The organism is Phytobacter palmae (assembly GCF_039409775.1).
Lineage (GTDB): Bacteria > Pseudomonadota > Gammaproteobacteria > Enterobacterales > Enterobacteriaceae > Phytobacter > Phytobacter palmae.
Genome location: NZ_JBCIVJ010000006.1, coordinates 118,838 through 142,452 on the forward strand (window position 1 = coordinate 118,838; position 23,615 = coordinate 142,452).

Annotated in this window: 20 protein-coding genes; 2 read left to right on the forward strand and 18 right to left on the reverse strand. The window is 53.7% G+C overall.

The genetic code is table 11. The annotated features are described in order from the left end of the window. Nucleotide 1: 1 nt before the first annotated feature. The 4 genes from AAIG39_RS09740 to AAIG39_RS09755 all read right to left on the reverse strand — a co-directional run bounded on the left by AAIG39_RS09740 (nt 2) and on the right by AAIG39_RS09755 (nt 3,356). The gene (locus AAIG39_RS09740; protein WP_343193728.1) at nt 2-1,261 is read right to left on the reverse strand and encodes an NAD(P)/FAD-dependent oxidoreductase; all 1,260 of its coding nucleotides are present in this window, start codon (nt 1,259-1,261) and stop codon (nt 2-4) included. Then, entirely contained in the window at nt 1,258-1,977 is a 720-nt protein-coding gene (locus AAIG39_RS09745) for an SDR family NAD(P)-dependent oxidoreductase (protein ID WP_090085822.1), read from the reverse strand. The genes AAIG39_RS09740 and AAIG39_RS09745 overlap by 4 nt, the downstream gene beginning before the upstream one ends. Next, nucleotides 1,974-2,408: a nuclear transport factor 2 family protein gene (locus AAIG39_RS09750; RefSeq protein ID WP_249569148.1), complete on the reverse strand. Its 435-nt coding sequence runs from the start codon at nt 2,406-2,408 to the stop codon at nt 1,974-1,976. Before AAIG39_RS09750 ends, AAIG39_RS09745 begins: the two co-directional genes overlap by 4 nt. Nucleotides 2,409-2,627: 219 nt before the next feature. Beyond that, complete coding sequence (locus tag AAIG39_RS09755; protein ID WP_090085819.1) at nt 2,628-3,356, reverse strand: MerR family transcriptional regulator; 729 nt, start codon at nt 3,354-3,356, stop codon at nt 2,628-2,630. 289 nt (nt 3,357-3,645) lie between these two features. On the opposite strand from AAIG39_RS09755, the gene argS reads away from it, so the two are divergent. Further along, nucleotides 3,646-5,379, forward strand: coding sequence for an arginine--tRNA ligase (argS, locus tag AAIG39_RS09760; protein WP_343193729.1), 1,734 nt, complete (start codon nt 3,646-3,648; stop codon nt 5,377-5,379). 171 nt (nt 5,380-5,550) lie between these two features. On the opposite strand, the gene bglB is transcribed toward argS, so the two are convergent. The 5 genes from bglB to flhB all read right to left on the reverse strand — a co-directional run bounded on the left by bglB (nt 5,551) and on the right by flhB (nt 12,167). After that, nucleotides 5,551-6,690 (reverse strand): beta-galactosidase BglB, encoded by a 1,140-nt coding sequence (gene bglB / locus AAIG39_RS09765; protein WP_343193730.1) that lies wholly within the window; start codon nt 6,688-6,690, stop codon nt 5,551-5,553. 4 nt (nt 6,691-6,694) lie between these two features. Continuing rightward, nucleotides 6,695-8,278 carry an MFS transporter gene (locus AAIG39_RS09770; RefSeq protein ID WP_343193731.1) on the reverse strand — a complete coding sequence of 528 codons (1,584 nt, stop codon included), beginning with the start codon at nt 8,276-8,278 and terminating at the stop codon, nt 6,695-6,697. Nucleotides 8,279-8,552: 274 nt separating this feature from the next. Next, nucleotides 8,553-8,948: a flagellar protein FlhE gene (gene flhE, locus AAIG39_RS09775; RefSeq protein ID WP_090085814.1), complete on the reverse strand. Its 396-nt coding sequence runs from the start codon at nt 8,946-8,948 to the stop codon at nt 8,553-8,555. Next, nucleotides 8,948-11,026: a flagellar biosynthesis protein FlhA gene (flhA, locus tag AAIG39_RS09780; RefSeq protein ID WP_343193732.1), complete on the reverse strand. Its 2,079-nt coding sequence runs from the start codon at nt 11,024-11,026 to the stop codon at nt 8,948-8,950. The genes flhE and flhA overlap by 1 nt, the downstream gene beginning before the upstream one ends. Further along, nucleotides 11,019-12,167: a flagellar biosynthesis protein FlhB gene (gene flhB / locus AAIG39_RS09785; RefSeq protein WP_047370934.1), complete on the reverse strand. Its 1,149-nt coding sequence runs from the start codon at nt 12,165-12,167 to the stop codon at nt 11,019-11,021. The genes flhA and flhB overlap by 8 nt, the downstream gene beginning before the upstream one ends. 214 nt (nt 12,168-12,381) lie before the next feature. Here flhB and AAIG39_RS09790 point away from each other — a divergent pair, with 214 nt between their 5' ends. Then, nucleotides 12,382-13,032, forward strand: coding sequence for a CPBP family glutamic-type intramembrane protease (locus AAIG39_RS09790; RefSeq protein WP_343193733.1), 651 nt, complete (start codon nt 12,382-12,384; stop codon nt 13,030-13,032). A gap of 55 nt (nt 13,033-13,087) precedes the next feature. On the opposite strand, the gene cheZ is transcribed toward AAIG39_RS09790, so the two are convergent. The 9 genes from cheZ to AAIG39_RS09835 all read right to left on the reverse strand — a co-directional run bounded on the left by cheZ (nt 13,088) and on the right by AAIG39_RS09835 (nt 23,604). Next, nucleotides 13,088-13,732 carry a protein phosphatase CheZ gene (gene cheZ / locus AAIG39_RS09795; RefSeq protein WP_039078694.1) on the reverse strand — a complete coding sequence of 215 codons (645 nt, stop codon included), beginning with the start codon at nt 13,730-13,732 and terminating at the stop codon, nt 13,088-13,090. 10 nt (nt 13,733-13,742) lie between these two features. Continuing rightward, nucleotides 13,743-14,132, reverse strand: a complete 390-nt coding sequence (gene cheY / locus AAIG39_RS09800) for a chemotaxis response regulator CheY (protein ID WP_039078693.1) — start codon at nt 14,130-14,132, stop codon at nt 13,743-13,745. Between the two features lie 16 nt (nt 14,133-14,148). Then, a complete protein-coding gene (locus AAIG39_RS09805; RefSeq protein ID WP_047370937.1) occupies nt 14,149-15,201 on the reverse strand; it encodes a protein-glutamate methylesterase/protein-glutamine glutaminase in 1,053 nt (350 codons plus the stop codon). Next, entirely contained in the window at nt 15,198-16,067 is an 870-nt protein-coding gene (gene cheR / locus AAIG39_RS09810; RefSeq protein WP_085005932.1) for a protein-glutamate O-methyltransferase CheR, read from the reverse strand. Before cheR ends, AAIG39_RS09805 begins: the two co-directional genes overlap by 4 nt. 19 nt (nt 16,068-16,086) lie before the next feature. Beyond that, nucleotides 16,087-17,685 (reverse strand): methyl-accepting chemotaxis protein IV, encoded by a 1,599-nt coding sequence (gene tap, locus AAIG39_RS09815; protein WP_343193734.1) that lies wholly within the window; start codon nt 17,683-17,685, stop codon nt 16,087-16,089. Nucleotides 17,686-17,727: 42 nt separating this feature from the next. Further along, nucleotides 17,728-19,392: a methyl-accepting chemotaxis protein II gene (gene tar, locus AAIG39_RS09820; RefSeq protein WP_249569156.1), complete on the reverse strand. Its 1,665-nt coding sequence runs from the start codon at nt 19,390-19,392 to the stop codon at nt 17,728-17,730. A gap of 140 nt (nt 19,393-19,532) precedes the next feature. After that, complete coding sequence (locus tag AAIG39_RS09825) at nt 19,533-20,510, reverse strand: Csu type fimbrial protein (RefSeq protein WP_343193735.1); 978 nt, start codon at nt 20,508-20,510, stop codon at nt 19,533-19,535. Then, nucleotides 20,510-22,906, reverse strand: a complete 2,397-nt coding sequence (locus AAIG39_RS09830) for a fimbria/pilus outer membrane usher protein (RefSeq protein WP_343193736.1) — start codon at nt 22,904-22,906, stop codon at nt 20,510-20,512. The genes AAIG39_RS09825 and AAIG39_RS09830 overlap by 1 nt, the downstream gene beginning before the upstream one ends. Further along, complete coding sequence (locus tag AAIG39_RS09835) at nt 22,885-23,604, reverse strand: fimbrial biogenesis chaperone (protein WP_343193779.1); 720 nt, start codon at nt 23,602-23,604, stop codon at nt 22,885-22,887. The genes AAIG39_RS09830 and AAIG39_RS09835 overlap by 22 nt, the downstream gene beginning before the upstream one ends. Between the last annotated feature and the right edge of the window lie 11 nt (nt 23,605-23,615).

Consider the following 23,615-nt stretch of genomic DNA (forward strand, 5'->3'; position numbering starts at 1 on the left):
TTTACTGGCCCTCCCCGGATGCGATGGCATGTACCACATCCAGCGCGCTGCGCACACCATCCTCGTGAAAACCGTTGTACCAGTAAGCGCCACAGAACCAGCTACGTTTATGGCCGTTGATCTCACTGCGCCGCGCCTGTGCCTGCCAGCTTTGCGGGTTAAACAGCGGATGCTCATAAACAAAGCGTTTCCAGACGTAGCGCTCGTCCACGGGCCTGTCCGGATTGAGGGTGACGCAAAACAGGGGAGCGTCTGCTGGCAGCCCCTGCAGAATATTCATGTTATAGGTCACGCACGCACTGGCCTGATCCTGCTCACTCAGGCGGTAGTTCCAGCTTGCCCACGCGCGTTCCCGTTGCGGTAGCCAACGTCGGTCGCTGTGCAGGATCACCTCGTTACGCTGCCAGCCGATACCGCCCAGAATTTTTGTTTCAGCAGCCGTGGGATCCGCCAGCATCGCCAGCGCCTGTGCGGAATGACAGGCAAAAATAACGTGATCAAAGGTGGAGGTCGCGTCGGCAAGTTGGATTTCCACGCGCTTATCATGGCGGATAACGCTCTGCACGGGCGTATTAAGGTGCAACGTCAGACGGTCGCCGAGTCGGGCGAGCATGGCATGGATGTACTCACGCGAACCACCGGGTACCACATACCACTGCGGGCGGTGGGTCACATCCAGCAGGCCGTGATTCTCAAAGAAGCGTAAAAAAAGCGGCAACGGAAAACGCCGCATCTCCTGCAGGGATGATGACCAGATAGCCGCCCCCATCGGCAGAATATAATGGCGGGCAAAAAAGGCGCTGAACCGGTGCTCACCGAGAAAGCTTTGTAGTGTGGCCTTCTCATCTATGTTGCTTGCGAGAGCCTCTTTTGCCTGACGATTAAAACGCACGATATCGCTGAGCAAACGCCAGAAAGCCGGGTTAATGAGATTTCGGCGCTGGGCAAACAGCGAAGCAAGGGTGTGCCCGTTATATTCCAGCCCACTTTGGGGGTTGTGGACGGAAAAACTCATTTGCGTCTTTTGCCCGGTAATACCCAGTTCGCTCAGCAGCCCCATAAAACGTGGGTAGGTGCGATCGTTGTAGACGATAAAACCAGTATCAATAGCCCAGCTTCCCTGTGGGGTGGTGACATCCACTGTCGCCGTGTGGCCGCCGGGTGTGGCTTGCGCTTCAAACAACGTCACCTTGTGATGGCCCGCCAGCCGCCATGCACAGGTCAGCCCGGCAATGCCGCTGCCAATAATTGCAATATTCATGGCCGTACCATCCTGCGCAACAAAGCGCGCTGCATAAACGCGGGAAGTGATGAGAGCAAGCGCAGCAGCAAGCCAAAGGCGCCTGGAAACGCGATATGTTTTTTGCCTTTTGCGAGACCGCGGCGAATTGCCGTAACCGCTTGCCCGACGCTCACCTGAGCGGGCATCGCAAAATCATTTTTACGGGTCAGCGGTGTGTCAACAAAACCCGGAGAGACGACGGAGACGGCTATGCCTTTGGGTTCCCAGTCAAGGCGTAAACTGTCAGCAAACCAACTGAGCGCTGCCTTTGATGCGCCATAAGCTTCGGCACGGGGAAAAGGCAGCCAGTGCGCCATCGAGCTGACCAGCACAACGTGGCTGCCGGGTTTGAGCTGTGTCTGTAGCGCGGCAAGGCAATTCACCGGCCCAAGAAAATTGGTACGCATCACCCTTTCTATAAGGTCGGCATCCACCACACCGTGGTCCAGGTATTCACAGGTGCCCGCACAGAGAATAACCATGTCGGGGTGACAGTCGGCCAGCGCCTGGCGACTAGCGTCCCTGCCTGTCATATCGAAAAGACGCACACTGATGTTGGGACTGAGCTGTTGTAGTGTTTCCAGACGCGATGGATCGCGCCCGCAGGCGATGACATGGTAACCATCCGCAGCGAAGGAGTTAGCCAGCCCGGCGCCAATACCCGAACTGGCGCCTGTAATAAGCACCGTTTTCATGCGCGGACCCTCTTTTTCACACCGCGGACCGCCCAACCCAGTACGGGAAGGTGCTCATAAAGCATCTCTCCGGCGTCGTAATAATCGCGCTGATGCAAGACTTGCTCTCCCTGAACTTCCACCACCGAACACCCAGGCAGAGAGAGCAGTTCGTTCCCCCGGATATGGGGATGCGACCAGTGCATGGTCCAGGTCACCGCAAAACGCTGACCGTCACAAAGAGGGGAATCAATGGAGAAACGACACTGTTCAACATTTGCCAGCAGATGGGTGAAGTAACGATGGATAGCGACGAACCCCTGATGCTCGCCAAACGGATCCTGCAACACAGCATCGGGATGATAGAGCGCGCTCAGCGCCGAAGGCGGCTGGCTGTCCAGTTCTGCATAGTAATGAATAAACCGATCGATGACGGACTGCATGGTGCTCATGGGCCTTACCCTTTCCGGTGACAATACGCGGAGATCGCCTGATTTAAAACTTACACAATTACTTATATTTGTCCAAGTTTTGTTGTGTAAATTTTTTATATTGATTAATTATCAAATAGTTATTGCTGTTATTTTTTGTGCTTAATCAGGGTAAAAAAAGAAAGGCATAAGTGTCCAGGCCGCAATGTAGCGACCATGGACCCAGGCACAAGAGAGGATTCAGAGAGTGATAACGTCGAGGGAACTGACCTGCGATTGCCACAGTTCAATTTGTTTTTTTCGCGCGGCCGATAATTTACCGCTGGTGACCAGCAACCATTTCCTTGTCGGCAAAATCTCCGGCGCCAGCATCGCCGGTGGCACCGGAAGGATATCAATGCGATGCCCCTGCCCCGTTAGCCGAAGCGCTTCAAGCCAGATTTCACAAGGATCTGTCAGATGCCAGCCGGTAATTAAATAATTATCTCCCGGCGCGCGTTTATCCCCTTCAAGACAAAACGAGGTGTAGGAGATAATAATGCCATCGAGGATTTCACGTAGCGTCATCATTGCGGCAACATTGGCGGACATTTTGCTGCGCAACGGGCGCAACACTTCTGTGACCAGTTCCGGGCGAGGATACTCACGCCCGGAGTCGTAGATAAGCTGGCGCAGAGAGTCAATCTTTCCTTCTTTCAGCCGCGACAGCATGCTCTCTTGCAGGGTGACCCAGTTGTTGGTCCGCCGCATTTCAGGTCTTGCCAGCAGCGGTTTAACCTGGCTGACAGGCACCCCTTTTTTCACCCAGTCGAGAATTTTGAGCGCCTGCTGCACGTCGTCATCGCTGTAAAGCCGGTGCCCACCCTCCGTGCGCATCGGTTTGAGCAGACCGTAGCGGCGCTGCCAGGCGCGAAGTGTGGTTGCCGTTATCCCGCAAAGCCGGGCAAATTCGCCAATGGAATAAGTCATAGTACGCTCAAAGAAATTAACTCCTCTTACTATACTACGGATAACTCCCACACGCAGGATACTGAGTAAGATCAGGCGCCTGGCGGTTCGAATGATAAGCCTGAACAGAAGGCGATGGTCGAATGTGTGAAGCGTTAATCTCACCGCCAACAGGCCACGCTTTTTGACATGAAGCAGCGGGTTCCGGTGCTGACGCCTGCTGGCATTTGCAGTATACTCCCGCCTTTCATAATCAACACCCGGACGCAGCCAGCCCTTATCTGCTGCGTCATCAATGTAAGGTATCCCGGTGAATATTCAGGCTCTACTCTCAGAAAAAGTCGGTCAGGCGCTCATTGCCGCAGGTGCGGATGCGGATTGCGAACCGCAGGTCCGCCAGTCTGCAAAAGTCCAGTTTGGCGACTATCAGGCCAATGGCGTGATGGCAATTGCCAAAAAACTGGGCATGGCACCACGACAACTGGCCGAGAAGGTACTGACTCATCTCGATCTCAGCGGGATCGCCAGCAAAGTTGAAATCGCCGGACCGGGCTTTATCAATATCTTCCTTGCCCCGGCGTTTCTGGCAGACCAGGTAAACCTGGCGCTGCAGTCTGACCGTCTGGGCATCACGAAGCCTCAGGCACAAACCATCGTTGTGGATTATTCAGCGCCGAACGTGGCGAAAGAGATGCACGTTGGCCACCTGCGTTCAACCATCATCGGCGATGCCTCCGTGCGTACCCTGGAGTTCCTCGGCCATAACGTGATCCGCGCGAACCATGTGGGTGACTGGGGAACCCAGTTCGGTATGCTGATTGCGTATCTGGAGCTACAGCAGCAGGAAAACGCGGGTGAAATGGCGCTGGCGGATCTCGAAGGTTTCTATCGCGAAGCCAAAAAACATTATGACGAAGATGAAGTCTTCGCCGAGCGCGCCCGTAGCTATGTCGTGAAACTGCAAGGCGGCGATGAATACTTCCTGCAGATGTGGCGCAAACTGGTCGACATCACCATGTCCCAGAACCAGATTACCTATGACCGTCTGAACGTTACCCTGACGCGTAAAGATGTGATGGGCGAAAGTTTGTATAACTCAATGCTGCCAGGTATCGTGGCCGATCTGAAAGCCAAAGGTCTGGCGGTTGAGAGCGAAGGCGCAACTGTGGTGTTCCTGGACGAGTTCAAGAACAAAGAAGGCGAGCCGATGGGTGTGATCATCCAGAAGAAAGATGGCGGCTACCTCTACACCACCACCGACATTGCCTGTGCCAAATACCGTTATGAAACCCTGCATGCAGATCGCGTGCTTTATTACATCGACTCCCGTCAGCATCAACACCTGATGCAGGCCTGGACTATCGTGCGTAAAGCCGGTTATGTACCGGAGTCTGTTTCGCTCGAACACCATATGTTCGGCATGATGCTGGGTAAAGACGGCAAGCCGTTCAAAACCCGTGCGGGCGGCACGGTGAAACTGGCTGATCTACTGGATGAAGCGCTGGAGCGTGCACGTCGTCTGGTGGCTGAGAAAAACCCGGATATGCCCGCAGACGAGCTGGAAAAACTGGCTAATGCCGTGGGTATCGGCGCGGTGAAATATGCGGATCTGTCTAAAAGCCGTACCACCGATTATGTTTTTGACTGGGACAATATGCTGGCGTTTGAAGGCAACACCGCGCCGTATATGCAATACGCCTACACGCGCGTATTGTCTGTATTCCGTAAAGCCAATGTCGACGAAAGCGCCCTTCTTGCCGCGAATGTGGTGATCAATGAAGATCGCGAAGCCCAGCTGGCCGCACGCCTGATGCAGTTTGAAGAGACGCTGAATGTGGTTGCCCGTGAAGGCACGCCGCACGTGATGTGCGCCTATCTGTACGATCTGGCGGGCCTGTTCTCTGGCTTCTATGAACATTGTCCGATCCTCAGTGCTGAGAATGAAGAGGTCCGTAACAGCCGCCTGAAACTGGCGCTGCTGACCGCGAAGACGCTAAAACTGGGCCTCGATACACTCGGTATCGAAACCGTCGAACGTATGTAAATCAAAGATATGTATAAGAAACCCGGCAACTGCCGGGTTTTTGTTTTTTTACAGCCAGAGCGTTTCCGAATGCCGCATAAATGCCTTATCCGGGCCACGGTTGAGGATGGTTCTCAACACCCCCAGCGCCTTCACTTAGCCCGGCAAGCCTGGCGCCGCCGGGGGAGTGCGTTAAAAATACTTACGCAGATACTCAGTCAGACACAACATCGCCATCGCCTGGCCATAGGGCATGGAGGTCAGCGGGATCTGGCGATAGAAATCAAGATCGCTACCCATGCCGGTGCCAAAAGAGACCTGCAGCAGTTCGCCTTCCGGTGAGATGTTCTTCACCACTGCTTTGATGGCTTTCTCGGCAACTTGCGCATACTCCTTACCCACATAACGCTTACGTACTGCTTTCAGGATACCGTAGGCAAACCCGGCGGTTGCTGACGCTTCAAGATACGATGTCGGATCGTCGAGCAGCGTATGCCACATCCCACTCTCATCCTGGCATTTCGCCAGCGCAGCGATTTGTGCGTTCAGTACCTGTACCAGATAACGGCGTACCGCATTGTTTGCCGGTAGATCCACCAGTTCCAGAAAGTCCGGGATCACAATAGTCAGCCAGCTGTTGCCGCGCGCCCAGCGGGCATGCGCAAAGTTATGGCAGCCTTCGTAATTCCAGCCGTGGAACCACAGACCTGTCTCTCTGTCCATCAGGTTTTGCACATGCAGCAGAAACTGATAGGTCGCCTCTTCCACATACTCAGGACGGTTAAGCAGTTTACCGATTTTCGCCAGCGGCAGAACGGTCATCATCAGGGTGTCATCCCACATCTGTTGATGGTTCTCTTCTGCCAGAGTGATGTGCTGCATACCGCCATGATCCGTGCGCGGCATCTCATTCATCGCCCATTCGGCCCAGCTCTCCAGCCACGGCAGGTAGCCTGGATTGCGGGTCTCTTCGTAGCGACAGGCCAGCGTCAGGAAAGGCGCCATGGTATTCACATTCTTGGTCGTCGCACCTTCGGCAAAGCGGTCAGCGAACCAGCTGTCAATGATGTCACGCACCGTCTGGTCGCCGGTCTGCTGGTAATACTGATACATGCCATACAGGCCGACGCCATGCGTCCATTCCCAGCCCGCCCACCCTTTGGTGTCAATCACCCGCCCGTCGTCAAGCCGCAGTAAAAACTCGCCGGTGGTGTCGTGAATATTGACCAGATTATGTGTGATCTTCTGTATCAATGATTTCAGCTCATCGCGGGCGATAAAACGCTCTGGCTGACAAAGTAACGGGCTATGTTTGACAGGCCAAACCTTCATATTCTTAACCTCTGTTGTAAGTCGATTTCAGTGACGCGTTTTCTTTCAGGGAAGGCGCGGCAGGTTTATTACGATTCAGATAGCCGATGTTGTTATTGCCCCACAGGGACTCAAACGGCATGCCTGCCAGCATTTCAACGGTGGCACGCGCTTCCGGCGTTGCGCTTTCCGGTATCACACGACCGGACTCACGCATTTTGGCCGTCTCTGCACGCAGGATGCTGTGCGTCCTCAGGTTCAGTTTAAAGCGCAGCGAAACCAGGAAACCGCAGGCGAGAACCAGCAACGTACCAAAACACATGATCATCAGGATGGTGTGGCTGACTTCCGGAACCTGCGTTTTCTGGCCGGAGACAAACCCGGATGTCTGCATCACTATTCCTACCAGCATGACCGCGCCAGCCTGAGAGGCTTTACGGGTCAGGGTCATAATGCCCGCGAAAATACCTTCACGGCGCTGCCCGGTAACCACCTCATCAACATCCGCAATATAGGTGTAAGTGTTCCACGGAACATAGTTGATACCGCCACGGCCCAGACCGGCAATGGCAGACACCAGCAGCAGCAAGGCATAGATGTCGCTCAGGCCCGCCCAGTAGAGGATGGCGAAAGAAGCCGCGCTCAGACCAAACAGCACCACAACCATGCGGTAAGACGGCGCCGGTCCAAAACGGATACACAGCGGGATCATGGCGATAACGGCGATAAACTGGAAGATAGCCATCGTGCCCAGCAAACTGGAGGCGACAGACGCTTCCTGCATCAGAACGAAGACCACATAGTAGGTAAAGACGGCGTTAAAGACGTCCTGCGCGATATAGCCACCCAGATACATACCCAGATGCTGACGGAAAATCTTAATACGCAGGGTCGAACTCAGCTCCACAAACAGGCGGCGCAGACTCTGGCCCAGGGTCAGATGCTTTTTCTCCGCTTCGGCACGCAGCGCGGCTTCGGTCCACTCTTCACGTGGACGCTCCCAGGTAAAGCACCAGACAAAAGTCAGCATCAGCGCGCACAGGACAGAGAAGACCAGGCTTGCGTAAAAGAAGGATACCGGGTTGTCTTTACCGAAGTGCGCCAGAAGGATGCCAGGCAGGAACGAGGCCAGGATGGCAGACATCTGCGCCATCGAGATACGCGCGCCGGAGAATTTGGTTTTCTGTTTGAAATCATCGGTCATTTCCGGCACCAGCGTTTCGTAAGGCACCAGGATCATGGTATAGACGACATCAAACAGCAGGTATGTCAGCAGGTAATACCAGAAGCTCATGTCACCTACCCACATAATGGAGTAGCTGAACACACAGGGAATACCTAACATGATAAAGAATTTACGACGACCAAAGCGTTTACCCAGCCAGGTGGAGCCGAAGTTGTCGGTTAAAAAGCCCATCAGTGGACTGACTACCGCATCCAGTACCCTGGCGGCAGCAAAAATAAACGTTGCTTCGATAGGCGTCAGGCCACAGAAGGTGGTGTAGAAATAGAGTAGCCAGGCAGCGGTAAGTGCTGTCGTGCCCGCTCCCAGAAAATCGCCCGAGCCATAGGCGAGGTAGTTAACCAATCCAATTTTACGTGTTTTCATTGCCGTTAACCCTGTTTATTAGTGAGGGACCTCTGGCAATCCGGCTTCGCCAAAGGTAATGCTTACACGGCTAAAGTAAGAGTATGCGCTCCGGGATACCTTTCTGTTTCTGCCACGACCAGAAGGCTAATGGCAAAATCACAAAGAGTGCCGCAACGCGCTTCACTGATTTATAAAACAGTGTTTCTTTTGATTCAAAAGGTGGGGTCATAATTTGAGAGTCAGCCATCAAATTCCTGAGAGGAGCGTCGATGGCTGGGAAAAAGGCGAGCGGTTAGCGGTAGTTAACGATAACCTGGATACTGCGAACATTCAGGGCGGGAATCAATCGTCCTCCGCCGGGGACTTCCCAGATAAAGCGTAATGGCTCAATAGCGGGTACATCGGCGAAGGCGACAGTGGTGCCGCTTTGGGCGTCAAGTTGTACACAACGCGTCTGGGAACATAAGCGCGTGTTTAATCCCGCAGGCGTCGGACCGTTTAGCTCATAACGCCACGATACCACCGTCATCAGGCCATTGACCGGTTGCGAAGGTGCGAGAACACGCGATGACATGGCCTGCCCACGATTGCTGAGAATGACCCCGATATTGCTTGCCTGCCACGCGCCGTTTCCGGCTGCATGGACAAACAAGGGCAGCGCAAGGAGTAACCCGGCCAGCTTACGCATTATTTGCCTCCAATGGTCGCCGTCATCCGAATCGGACGGTTATCTGACATTTCCATATTCGACAACACCACCAGCTGCGGCAGGCTGCGACGCAGGAAACGAGACAGCAGCGGACGCAGCGCATGATTGACCAGCAGTACCGGCGGCGCGCCAAGCATCTCCTGACGCTGCAACGCTTCCTGAGTTTGTTCCAGCAGACGATCGGCAAGGCCCGGCTCCAGCCCACCGCCGCCTTGCAATGCCTGTAGCAGCAGACGCTCCAGTGGCGTATCCAGGCCAATAACCTGCACTTCGCCACTGCCAGGGAACCATTGCTGGGTAATCGCACGTCCCAGCGCCACGCGAACGACCGTGGTCAGTTCATATGGATCGGTTTGCAACGGCGCATGTTCTGCCAGTGTCTCCAGAATGGTGCGCATATCGCGGATCGGCACTTTTTCTGCCAGCAGGTTTTGCAGTACTTTATGCAGCGTTGTCAGTGTAAGGACGCCCGGTACCAGATCTTCGGTGAGTTTCGGCATCTCCTGGGTCACGCGATCCAGCAGTTGTTGAGCTTCCTGACGACCAAACAGTTCCGGCGCAAACTGACCAATCAGGTGGTTCAGGTGTGTTGCGACAACAGTACTGGCCTCCACCACGGTGAAGCCCTGGATCTGCGCCTGCTCTTTCAGCGCGCTCTCAATCCAGATAGCCGCCAGGCCAAAGGCTGGATCAACGGTCTGTTCGCCAGGCAATGAACCTGCCGCGGTGCCCGGGTTAATCGCCAGCCAGCGCCCCGGATAAGCATCACCGCTTCCCACTTCCACCCCTTTCATCAGGATGCGGTAACGGGCTGGCGGCAAGTCCATGTTGTCACGGATATGCACCACTGGCGGCAGGAATCCCATATCCTGGGCGAATTTTTTACGAATACTGCGGATACGCCCCAACAGCTCGCCATCCTGCTGGAAATCGACCATTGGAATCAGGCGATACCCCACTTCCATACCCAGCGAATCTTCCAGTTGCACATCATTCCAGGTCGCTTCCACCGCCTGGTTGTTTTCAGGCATTTTGACTGGCGTTGCTTCCGCCGGCGCCTTCTCTTCTTTGCCGCGCAGCCACCAGGCCAGCGCCAGCAGACCCACGGTAAAGAGCAGGAAGACAAAGTTCGGCATACCTGGCACGAGGCCGAACAGCCCCAGCACTGCGGCACTGAGCACCATTACGCGAGGGTTAGTAAACAGCTGGCTAACCATCTGCTGACCGACATCTTCATCGTTCGCCACGCGGGTCACAATCACACCGGCTGCGGTGGAAATGACCAGTGCCGGGATTTGCGCAACCAGGCCGTCACCAATGGTCAACAGGGTATAACTTTGCGCTGCATCCCCCATCGACAAGCCATGCTGCAATACGCCCACCAGCAGGCCACCAATGACGTTAATAACCATGATAAGAATGCCCGCGACGGCGTCACCGCGCACAAACTTACTCGCACCGTCCATGGAGCCGTAGAAATCAGCTTCCTGGGTCACATCAGAACGACGACGTTTTGCCTCATCTTCCCCGATAAGACCGGCGTTAAGGTCGGCGTCGATCGCCATCTGTTTACCCGGCATCCCATCCAGCACAAAGCGCGCACCGACTTCTGCGATACGCCCCGCACCTTTGGTGATAACCATAAAGTTGATGATAACGAGGATGATGAACACCACGATACCGATGGCAAAGTTACCGCCAACAAGGAAGTGACCAAAGGCTTCAACCACCCTACCCGCTGCGGCCGTGCCGGTATGGCCTTCAAGCAGAATGATACGGGTTGAAGCAACGTTCAGCGCCAGGCGCAGCAACGTGGTAAACAGCAACACGGTGGGAAAGGCCGCGAAGTCGAGGGTTTTCTGGGTGAACATCGCCACCAGAAGCACCATAATCGAGAGCGCAATGTTGAAGGTAAAAAGCAGGTCGAGCACGAATGCCGGCAACGGCAAAACCATCATCGACAGAATCAACAAAATCAGCAGAGGCCCCGCCAGAATTTGCCATTGTGTAGATTTCAGGTTGCCGGGCAGACGCAACATTGCCACCAGATTAGCCATCAGTGTCCTTCTCGTTCATAAAATCCAGCGACTCTGGCACTGGGAGATTTTCAGGTCTTGCCGGGCGTTTGCCCCCGGCAAGATTCCAGCGTTTCAATTGCCATACCCAGGCAAGAACCTCAGCCACGGCCGAGTAAAGCTGTCCTGGGATCTGCTGACCGATTTCAGCATGGCGGTACAGGGCGCGCGCCAGCGGCGGCGCTTCAAGAATCGGGATACGGTTTTCGCTGCCGATTTCACGAATACGCAGCGCTATCAAACCCGACCCCTTCGCAATCACTTTTGGCGCACTCATTTTATTCTCGTCATATTGCAGCGCGACAGAGTAGTGCGTCGGGTTCGTTACAATCACATCGGCTTTTGGCACATCAGCCATCATGCGACGGCGCGCCGCAGCGCGTTGCAGCTGGCGGATACGCCCCTTAACATGCGGGTCCCCCTCCTGCTGTTTAAATTCGTCACGGATATCCTGTTTGGACATACGCAATTTTTTCAGGTGGCTGTAGATCTGCCAGAAGACGTCGAATCCCACCATCGGGATTATCGACAGCACGACCAACAGACAACACATCCCGGCCAGATTCAGCGCGCTGGCCATTGCAGTGACCGGAGCTTCCATCATCAGGCGCATGATTTCCGGCCATTTATGCCACAGATAAAAGGCGGCCACGCTGCCCATCAGGGCCGTTTTCATTATGGCCTTGACCAGTTCCGCCACGACCTGCGCTGAAAACAGACGCTTGAGGCCGCTCAACGGGTTAATCTTGGAAAAATTAAACTGTACCGATTTTCCGCTTAACACCAGACCACCCAGTACCGGCGGCGCAGCCAGTGCCACCAGCACCACGCCAGTTACCAGCGGTAACAGCGCCAGCACCGCATTCTTAAGCAACTCAATCAGATGCCCAAGGATCATTTTCTGGTCGTTGATAATGGCATGATCAAAACGTAAACCCGACGACATAATGCCCGATAATTTGCGGGCAAACGCGTCTCCCCCCATCCAGAGTACGCCCACGCCAACAAAGAGCATCAGTATTGATGTCAGCTCTTTCGATCGGGGAACTTGCCCTTCCTCACGGGCCTTCTCTTTTCGGTGGGGTGTGGGGGCTTCTGTTTTGTCGTCGCTATCGTCTGCCACGGCTCAAATCCACGGGTAGATGTTTGATGACATAATGCCAGAGTCAAGTCGGTCTAATGGGCAGAGTAAGGCATAAAAACACGGGGTTTTCGCGATTTGAGAAAAGGCAAAGTGTATGTACTTATTGGTCAACGATATACTACCGCGCGGGTCAGTAAACCTGCTTATTGCGGCATAAACCTTTTAAAACTTCATTAAGACAAGGATGATTACCATGCTGTCCAGTCAGGAGCAGAGACGTCATCACACATTGATCTGTCTCGCAGCTGTACTGATTTATCACTGTTTTTTCTTTATTGTGGCGCTGCTACCCAATTATACCGCTCTCTATCAGTCAGGTTTTGCTGCGCTGTTTGTTGGCCTGATAGCCAGTTTGCCTTGCACGCTATTGCTATGGCAACACTATAACCATCACTACCCTTTTATGCCGTTGGGGAAATTTAATGTCGGTTATTTCTCACTGGGTTTACTGGCCATCATCGTACTGAATATTGTCTGGCAGTTTCTGGGGATCGAAGAAGAGTGGGTGGACTCCCTCAAAGAGTACTCGCTTTCTGCGCGTTGGGGACTGGCGTTCGCTATTTGTTTGATTGCCCCGTTTTGTGAAGAGGTGATTTTTCGCGGCTTCTTACTCAATGCGTTTATTCGCACAGGACGCTTTGCCAGGCAGCAGAGCATCGTGGTGACATCAGTAGTGTTTGCGCTTATGCACACCCAATACCATGCCCCGGCCACCTTTATCTGGCTGTTTACGTTTTCGGCCCTGCTGTGCGTGGTAAGAATGGCCTCAGGCGGGCTACTGCTGCCAATGCTGCTGCATATGTTGAATAATGCCGCCTCTTTTTCCTTGTCCACCATGAGCTAAAAAAACGGGAAGCATTGCAGCTTCCCGTTTCTCAATATGGCTCAGTGCAGAGACATCAGAAACCGAGACTGTCGAGCAGATCGTCAACCTGATCCTGGCTTGCCACCACGCCCGCTTTAGTCGCATCAAGCTGCGGCCCATTGAGCAGACTTTCGTTTTCACGTTTCGGACGCGCAGACTGATCGGGAATGTTTTCGATCAGCACCATCAGCAGCTGTCGTTCAATTTCCTGAATCACATCCATCATACGCTTGATAACCTGACCGGTAAGGTCCTGGAAATCCTGCGCCATCATGATGTCTAACAGTTGCGCGTTGGTGAAGCTGGTGTGCCCCGGCACATCCCCAAGGAATTTGCGGGTGTCGGTCACCAGTTCACGGGCGTCTTTAAGCTCGATAGGATTTTCAAACCACTCATCCCAACGCTTCGACAGCGATTTCGCCCCTTTTTCCATCGCATCCTGGTGCGGTTGCGACGCTTCAACGCTATTGAGTGCGCGTTCAGCTGCCTGCGCGGTCATCTGTACCACATAATCGAGACGATCACGGGCATCCGGGATGGCTTCCGCCGCTTCAGCAATCGCCTGATCCAATCCCAACTCACGCAAACTGTCACGCAACATACGTGTCAGGCTACCGATACGGGCAATGATATCGCTGGCTGAATGTTCTTCCGTAGGTTTAATTGAAGGTTGAATCATCGTCCAGTCCTCACATGCCGAGTTTCTCGAAAATCTTACCGAGTTTCTCTTCCAGGGTTGCAGCAGTGAAAGGTTTCACTACATAGCCGCTCGCGCCAGCCTGAGCCGCCGCGATAATGTTTTCTTTTTTCGCTTCTGCCGTGACCATCAGCACCGGCAGCGAAGACATATTGCCGTCAGCACGAATCGTCTTAAGCAGTTCCAGTCCGTCCATGTTCGGCATGTTCCAGTCGGAAATGACGAACCCAAAACCACCGGTCTGGAGTTTGTTCAGCGCGTCAACGCCGTCTTCGGCTTCCTCGACGTTGTTGAACCCCAGCTCTTTTAACAGGTTGCGCACGATACGACGCATCGTGGAAAAGTCGTCCACAACCAGAAATTTGAGCTCTTTATCCGCCATAAAACATCACTCCTCGTTAAATACGTATTGCCTGTCCGGCACTAATTTTTGCCAACATCTGCTGGCTTACCTGGCTAAGATCGACCACTTCGCTGACGCCACCCATATTGATAGCTTCGCGCGGCATGCCGAACACCACACAACTTGCCTCATTTTGTGCAATGGTCCAGGCACCAGCCTGGTGCATCGCTAACATTCCGGCCGCACCGTCGTTGCCCATCCCGGTGAGGATAACCCCCACGGCATTGCGCCCGGCGTATTTCGCGACCGAATGAAACAGTACGTCCACGGCAGGACGGTGACGATTCACCGGCGGCCCATCGTGGATTTTAATCTGGTAGTTGGCCCCGCTACGCGCCAGCTCCATATGCTTGTCGCCCGGCGCAATGTACGCATGCCCCGGCAGGACACGTTCACCATCTTCCGCCTCTTTGACGGTAATCTGGCACAGCTTATTCAGGCGTTCAGCAAACGAACGGGTGAACCCTGGCGGCATGTGCTGAGTAATAAGAATACCCGGACTGGAAAGCGGCAATGGCTGGAGTACATGACGAATTGCCTCTGTTCCTCCGGTTGAAGCACCAATTGCCAGCAATTTTTCCGAACTTAACAGCGGACCAGACTTCAGCGCTGCCGGTGCTGCTGCCATCGGTTTATGTGCCGCAAGACGTGCGCGCGAGGCCGTTCGCACTTTTTCGGCAATCATCTCACTGTAGGCCAGCATACCTTCGCGAATACCGAGCTGAGGCTTGGTGACGAAATCAATCGCCCCCAATTCCAGCGCCCGCAGCGTCACCTCTGACCCTTTCCCCGTCAGGGAAGAGACCATCACCACCGGCATCGGGCGCAGACGCATCAGTTTTTCCAGGAAATCCAGACCGTCCATCCGCGGCATTTCCACATCAAGTGTCAGCACATCAGGGTTAAATTTTTTAATTAAATCCCGTGCAACCAACGGATCCGGCGCCGTCGCCACCATTTCCATATCGCTGTGGCTATTGATAATTTCGGTCATGATTTGGCGCATCAATGCAGAATCATCGACGGACATTACCCTGATTTTACTCATGCTTTATCCTTACTCAGCGCGTAAACGGTCTGCCCACGCAGGCTAAACTCACGCACAAGGTTGCTGAAATTCTCCGAATGCCCGGCAAAAAGAAGTCCGTCAGGCTTAAGCAATGGTGCAAAACGATGCAAGATATCCTGCTGCGTCGTTTTATCAAAATAAATCATTACGTTACGGCAAAAAATCGCGTCAAACGGTCCGGGGACGTTATATTGTTTATCCAGCAAATTCACTGACGTGAAATCAACATAATTCGCCAGTTCCTGACGCACGCGCACCAGACCAGCATGAGGTCCGGTTCCGCGCATGAAGTAACGCTGTAACTGTTGCGGCGACAGCGTTTTCAATTCATCCTGGCGATAAACACCGTTTCGGGCTTTTTCCAGAACTTCTGTATCAATATCGCTGGCAATCACCTTAAAACGACCCGGCGCCATTCCCAGTGAATCCGCTAACGTAATCGCAATGGAATAAGGTTCTTCACCGGTCGATGCCGCGGCACTCCAGACGCGGTACTCGCCGGTACGCTTGCGTGCATGCTCTGCAAGCACCGGGAAGTGGTGAGCTTCCCGGAAAAAGGCAGTGAGGTTAGTGGTCAGCGAGTTTATAAAAGCCTGCCACTCGGCGCTATTCTGGTTCGCTTCCAGCATGCTCAGGTAGCGACCAAAATCATCCAGCCCGAGGGTACGTAAACGACGAACCAGGCGGTTATAGACCATGTCCCGCTTATGGTCGGCGAGCACGATCCCTGCACGCTGATAAATCAACTGACATATTCGACGAAAATGCGCGTCAGACAGCGCAAGACGCTGAGTCATCTGTTGCATGAGTGATGACGTTTGCCCGGTAGGCATTGATGATGTCATAGCGCCTTCTCATTCTGATTTAGGATACAACTGGCACCCCTTTAGGGGGCGCCACGTCTGATGTTACGACATGTTCTTCTAACTTAAACACAGCCACCAGGGAGGTCAGATGATCTGCCTGATGCGCTAACTGATCGGTGGCCGCGGCGGCTTCTTCAACGAGCGCAGCATTCTGTTGGGTCACCTGATCCATCTGGCTTACAGCCAGTGCGACCTGCTCAATACCCCGGCGTTGTTCATCCGAAGCAGAGGCAATTTCGCCCATAATATCGTTCACCTGCGTAACAGAGTGGACGATCTCCATCATCGTTTTGGCAGAGGTATCTACCAGTACAGAGCCCTGTTGAACGCGGGAAACCGACTCTTCAATCAGGCCTTTGATCTCTTTCGCAGCCTGCGCGCTTCGGCTGGCGAGGTTACGCACCTCCCCTGCCACCACGGCGAAACCACGTCCCTGCTCCCCTGCCCGCGCCGCTTCTACCGCCGCGTTCAAGGCCAGAATATTGGTCTGGAAGGCAATACCGTCAATCACGCTGATAATATCGCCAATCTTTTGCGAACTGGCGGCAATCTCATGCATAGTGCTTGCCACGTTTGACGCCTGCTGCCCGCCTTTACGCGCCGTCTCCGCCGCGCTCTGTGCCAGACCAGATGCCTGACGGGCATTATCAGCGTTTTGCCCGACGGTCGCCGTCAGCTCTTCCATGCTGGCCGCCGTTTGCGCCAGTGACGCCGCCTGTTGTTCGGTACGCGCCGACAGATCGTTGTTGCCTTCGGCAATCTCCGAAATCCCGGTATGCATGGCATAACTTCCCTGGCGAACATCGGTCACTGTAGAACGCAGTGCAGTCTGCATCTTTTTGAGGCTGGCAAAAATGGCCGAAATTTCATTTTTACCAAATACCGCAATCGATCGCGCCAGATTGCCCTCGGAAATACTGTCAAAGTGACTACTGATAATGGCCAGCGGCTGAACAATCATTTTGCGTGACCACCACAGCGCGGCTGAGGTCAGTAGCGCGGCCAAAATGACCACTACGACAAAAATTGCCGCCGACCGCTGGTAGTTACTTTGCCCCTCTACCTTAGCTAACTCCACAAAGTGGTTAATATGCTCCTGCCAGGCCGTAAAGTTTTTATTAAACGCATCCTGCGACTGCTGAACCGGCGCCGACATGAAGTCGGATAGCTGATTACTTTCAAGCCATGCGGCCTGGTGTTCCAGATCGGCGTGCCATGCGGCATAAGCGGCTTTCGTTCCGTCCTGCAGACGCTTACCTTCATCGGTCAACGCCGGGATATTCAAAAACTCATTAATACTGTTATCGGCATCTTTCAGATTATCTTTCGCCTGTTTCATTAGCGCTTTGATATCATCCGGCGGATAACTCAGTGCCGTTAACGTACCGGCTTTATTCAGTGATGTACTTGCCTGTAATAACCAGCCGCGAGTTTGCATAAGTGCGTTACGCTGGATATTACTTTTTTCAACTTCCGCTAAATGGGCGGTGCTTTGGCGAAATGCCCAAAACGACAACCCGTTGCTCCCTACCTGCAAAATGCCACAAACGATTAAGATCAAAAAAAGTGTCGTAGAAATTCGAATACGGTTTAACATCAACGCTCCCATCAGGTGGCAAATTGCCACGGGTTAAAGCAGTTAAAAAGTTTCCCAGTTATCGTTTTGTCCGGTAGTTAGCTGACGGGCTCTGGAAGGAGCCGAAGTAATGGCTGCCGCCGGATTAAGCGCTCCTTGCGCGGTTTTTGTAGGGACAGAAGAGAGACGGAAAGTAGAAACCGCTTGCGTCAACCTGCTGGCTTGTTCTTCTAATGCAGCCGCAGCGGCTGCAGATTGTTGTACCAGCGAGGCGTTTTGCTGCGTGACGCGATCCATTTCGGATACCGCCAGCGCAACCTGGTCGATGCCACGGCTCTGCTCATCAGAGGCCGAAGCAATCTCACCCATAATGTCATTTACACGGGTTACTGCGCTCACGATATCGCCCATCGTCTCACCGGCGCTTTCGACCAGTACCGAGCCGGTATCCACGCGGGAGACGGAGTCTTCAATCAGCGCTTTGATCTCTTTTGCCGCCTGGGCGCTACGGCTGGCAAGGTTACGCACTTCGCCAGCAACCACCGCAAAACCACGCCCCTGCTCACCGGCGCGGGCGGCTTCAACGGCCGCATTGAGTGCGAGAATGTTGGTCTGGAAGGCAATACCGTCGATGACGCCGGTAATATCGGCAATTTTTTGCGAACTGGCGGCAATGTCATGCATTGTTTTTACCACGCCATCTACCACTTTACCGCCGCGCTCAGCGGTATCAGAGGCACTCTTCGCCAGCAGCGATGCCTGACGGGCGTTTTCGGCGTTCTGTTTCACCGTGGCGGTCAGTTCTTCCATACTCGCAGCCGTCTCTTCCAGTGCCGAAGCTTGTTCTTCGGTACGGGATGACAGGTCATTGTTACCCGCCGCGATTTCGCTGGTGCCAGAATGGATAGCATCGGAACCGGCACGCACATTGGTTACCGTATCAATCAGCGAGCGCTGCATATGGTCAACGCTTTCGGCAAGATCGGTAATCTCGCTGCGTCCTTCAACCACCAGTTTGTCGGTCAGGTTGCCGCTGGCGATTTCGCGAATATGTTTAATGACAGCGGATAATGGCGCCAGCAGAATGCGGCGGATGCCGTACCAGACCAAAACCAGCACCACGACCAGGGCCAGGGCGAGTGCTGCCATCTGCCATTTTGCAAAATTATAATCACTCACGCTTTCGTCATAGGCTTTGCGGTAAAGCGTTTCGCTTAACTGGGCATATTTGCCCATCGCATCACCGAGACCATTTTGCATGCCCTGCGTTGGCTGGGCAAAGTAGCCATCCATGTTGCCGCCTTCCAGGAACTGCACCAGTTCCGCAAGGCCCGCCGCATAGGTTTTATACTTTTCGTCGAGCGTCTGGCGCGCCTCTTCCATCGCAGGTACCGATGGCATGGCACGGAAGGCATCGTAGTGTTTAGCAGCATCAGCCAGGCTGGTTTTCGCGCTTTTTAATAATTCAGTTTTAGCGCTACTTTGTTGGTTGTTCGGGTCCATCATCATGCGGGCAGACGAACGGCTCAGGTTGATACGTGTTTGTAGCATCAGTTCCCAGGTTTTCGTCAGTTCGGTCTGTTGCATGCGCAGATCGTTGGAAACCGCAAAGCTTTGCTGATTTTGATTAAGAGAAGAGAATAAAAGCCCGCCCGAGAGCAACTGCAGCAGCGCAAACACTACCAGTACACTCATCAGCATTGTGACAACGCGAATACGGTTCAACATGCTACACCTTCCTGAAAACTTGTTAACGGTGTTATCGGCAAGGGGCAATAGAACTTTACATTTGCGAAAAGGAATTAAACCGTCTCACTATTAACCGTAGAAATATCTTTCGTCCGGAATGTTAAAAAGCGATAAGGCAACTAAAAAGCGAGATCGATAAGTAATGTGTCATTGTATGTCCCCCCTGGTGGGGTCGTCTGATTCTGCATTACCCGCGCCGTATAGTTATAGGTACGTAACGTGCCATCGGTGCTGATCGATGAAGAGGTCCCGCTGGACCAGCGCTCTGCCCCGGTGGAACCCCAGCGGGATGATGTACTGCCTTTATAGATTTCATAACTCAGCCGATTTGAACCGCTTGCCATCTGTCGTACCGTCCCACTGGCATTGTTGCCATTATTGATACCGATGGTATAGGCGTACCCTTTGGTGCAGGTCACGCTAATCGACTGTGAAATATTCGGGAACGTCTTCGCGATTGGCGCACTGCCGAAATTTACATTCGGTGCTGAAATCGCGGTGCAATCATTGGTCACTGTGATGCTTACCGCCAGATTCAGCGGCAGGTTACCGCTTTGCGACTGCGTGCAACCGGTTAAAATGGTCCCCACCGCACATATGTTGTAGTAAAGATTCAGATTTAACGTGCCCGAATAGGGGCCAGCCGAAACGCTTTGACCGGTCACCGTGCGAAGATAAAGTGGCAGCGTATAGCGCTTGGCTCCCAGTACTGTCAAAAGAAAAGTGCCATTCCAGGTATATCCCGCCCCGCCGTTCGTGACTTCTCCCGATGAACAGCCAGACACACCGCATAGCTTCACCGCAATGGTATCCGTCACGGTTAAATCATCGGTACGCTTCATCGCGCCACGACTGGCGATCAGCGTTGAGGCGCCTGTCATGGTGAGCGTCACGGAGTCATTTGTCAGAAGCGTCAGCGCGGAGTCGCAATCGAGGTAGATATTGGTCGACACCGGTTGCTCGGTGCTATTCAGAGTAAAAGATGTCACGGATGAGCCAAATGACGGGCTGGCATTGGAAAAGCTGGCGGTACAGGCAGCCCAGACCTGCGAACTCATTCCCGACAGTAATAACAGCATTAACATGATATGGCGCATCAGTTGCTCCTCTTGCACATAAGCGGACCGTATGTTTCCAGCTTATGCCCGGGGTTGGCATTCAGGGTCAGGTTAGCGGTGCAGCGCGTGCCATCGGGTAGTCGGACATTAAGCACACTGACTTCATCCAGATTTTCCAGCCAGGCAATACCGTCATAGCCCACAATGGCCGTCGGTTTGCCCTGACGGCTCACTTCACTGGTTAGCGGTAACGGATTGTTTTGCTCATCATGCAGGATCACACTCGCTACCCGTTCACGCACCATTGGAAATTCCACCAGATAGCCCGATTGACGACGCAGAGCAAGCCGCCGCTCGGTTTCGGTGATTCGCGTGTCGGCGGGTAAATTCAGGGTGTTAATGCTGTAACTGGCCGGATAATAAGAGGACACACCGCTTATGAGCAGGTAGCCATTTTTATTTGTTTTCCCAATGAGCTGATTTTCATAATTCACCGGAATTTCCGGTTCTCCTCCCGTACTGACGACCACAAAGGCATCATTGATTTTTTTGGCGAAGAAGAGTTCGTTATCCATCAGCACCAGCGAACCCATCACCTCTCCCCACCATGTCCGCATGTCGCTGTAGCCGTACACTCCCCCCTGCAATTCAACGTTGTTGTTGCGCCAGCCGAGCGTCCCCTGTTGATAACTGTTGCCTTTGGTCTGTCGCGCCAGTGCCATATTCCAGCTCAATCCGCCGTCAGAGGGCATTGAGTGGCCGTAGTTAATCCGCTGCGCCGTGCCAGCATCCGCAGTGTTATCCACGCTCAGAGACACGCTGTCCCGCTCGCCCAGCGGAATTTGCACCGAGACTGCGGCGGTCCAGTCACCGCGCTCATTGTCATGGCTTGCCGAAACATAAACATTGCTGTCTCCCCACAGATTGCGACTCCATGAGAGGTTAAGTAATTCAGTCTTGCTGCTGTCAAAATTGCGAACACCAATCCATGCCGCACCAATATTGCCAAACTCACCCAGAGTAAAAGAAAGGGAGTATTGATCCGTTTTACGACTCAAACTGGCAATTGGCGACCTGTTATCGTTAATGGAATGGTCGTAATAGTAGTTTTGTTCATACAACGCCAGGTTGCCGAAGCCGCGATCGCGACGGATATGCTGGGTGGCGAGACTGAACAGACTGGTACTGTACTGATATCCCCAGTTCAATTGACTACCGCTCTCGCCCCGCATCTGACTTTGCGTCCAGGACGTATTCACAACCCCAAGACGCCATAACTTCGCTACAGCGCCCACGCCGCCTGACGCCAGTTGCTTCGCCCCTTCACCATGAGCCTCCAGAGTCAAATAATCAGTCAGACCGTAACGATAAGACCCACTTCCCACCACCGGACCATAGTCGAAACTGTCGATCCCATAATTACGCCGCAGGCTCCCCAGCGTTGCCGCGCCATCACTGAGCCCCGCTTTAAGCAAATCGCTGGCGACATAAAACGGCATGGTGGTACTGACCTGCCGCCCTAAAGCATCAGTGGTGACCAGTACTGCATTACCTGCGCCGTTGATATAGGGCAAATTGGTCAGGGTAAAAGGACCAGGTTCAATTTGGGTTGACCCGGCGCGGTAGCCATTGATGAATACATCGACCGAAGTTGGAACCGCCGCTTCACCGGAAAATGACGGGATGGGCCAGGTCACCAGATCCGGACGTAGCGAAAAGTCACGCCCATAACTAATTCCTCCTACGCGTACGCTGTTACTCCAGCTTAGCGCGTCGGAAATCACATCCCCCACGCTCCACTGGATAGCATTGTCTTCATCGGTCAAATGGACAGTGGTGTCGTAACGGGTATAGCCATCCTGTTGCGCAGGTTGCCCCGAAAGGGTGGAGATGGCTGTCCCGGTAGAGGAAAAGGTCATATTCCCGGAGAAATAGCGAAACTCATGCCAAAGAGAGGCACGCGTACCAATATTTTCCGTATTGCTGGTGTAGACATCGTAATTCAGCAGCGCGCCACGCCCGTTGGGTAAGGGACTACGCTGCTGTGGGCCGTTGAAAGCGGTAAACCGCTCCGGCAGCCACCCATCAGGAACAAAGAGCAGCAACCGTTGGCGTTCGCTATCGTAATCAGTGCGTACGTTGGGTAGCGCAGACACATTTACATCTCCCTGAGGAATATGATCTGCGGAGATGCCGGCACGCAGCAGATCGGCACTGGCTACAAAATAAGCGCCATCGCGACGCATCACCGGGACAACTTGTTGCGTATCATAATGATTTACTACAAGGTTTAGATGAAACACCGCCTGTTCATTTACGACTTGTTCATCCGGCGGTGGCGGAAGTATGTCGTCGCCCTGCTGCGCTCTGACACCAGCCGGATTGCCTAGCAGCATGATCATCGCCGGGATAATTACCTGGCGGGAGACTGCCATTTGCTTTCCCTGGCATTGATTGTCGCTTTAAGCTCTACAGGGGCGGTCAACCCGGCTGGAAGCGGCCATGAACGCGTTTCCCCTGGCAGAACATATCCCAGCAGCCCGTCAGCAATTGCCCGTGTTTGCCCGCCTTGTCTGGCGGAGACTGCCGTCAGCCTGACATGAACATCACCCTGGTTGCGTATCTGCAGCGCAGGTTTGCCATTTTCTCGTACCACTTGCCAGCTGAGATCGCGCGGCTCCACCAGCGCATGGTTTGCACTCTCAGGATAAGTAGTAATCCCCCGGCCATATACAAAGAGCGGGATGGAGTAACGCATTTGCAGTTTAATCCCCATCTGTCCCTGGGATGAGCTGTATGGGGGAATTTCATCAACAATGATTCGGTATGCCTGCTCTTTACCCGGTGGAACCTCCGTCTGTTTTATCAGGCGGATAAGCTGCCTGGCCCCTTTTTGTATCGTGACAATGGGTGGGCTGGCGACAACATCCGTCTGCGGTTGATAGCGCTCATCGCCGCTCTCCTGGCGCCAGCGGACGATACGTACCTGCATAGTTGCAGGCTCGTTGCCCTGGTTCTGGATCCACAATTCGGTGGCTTTAGTCTCTGACCCTAGCCAGGGATCAATCGGCCAGAGTAAAATTGTGGCTGCCGCATTTGCATCTGCCACCGCAGTACTCAACGATGCCATCATAAGTAAACCTA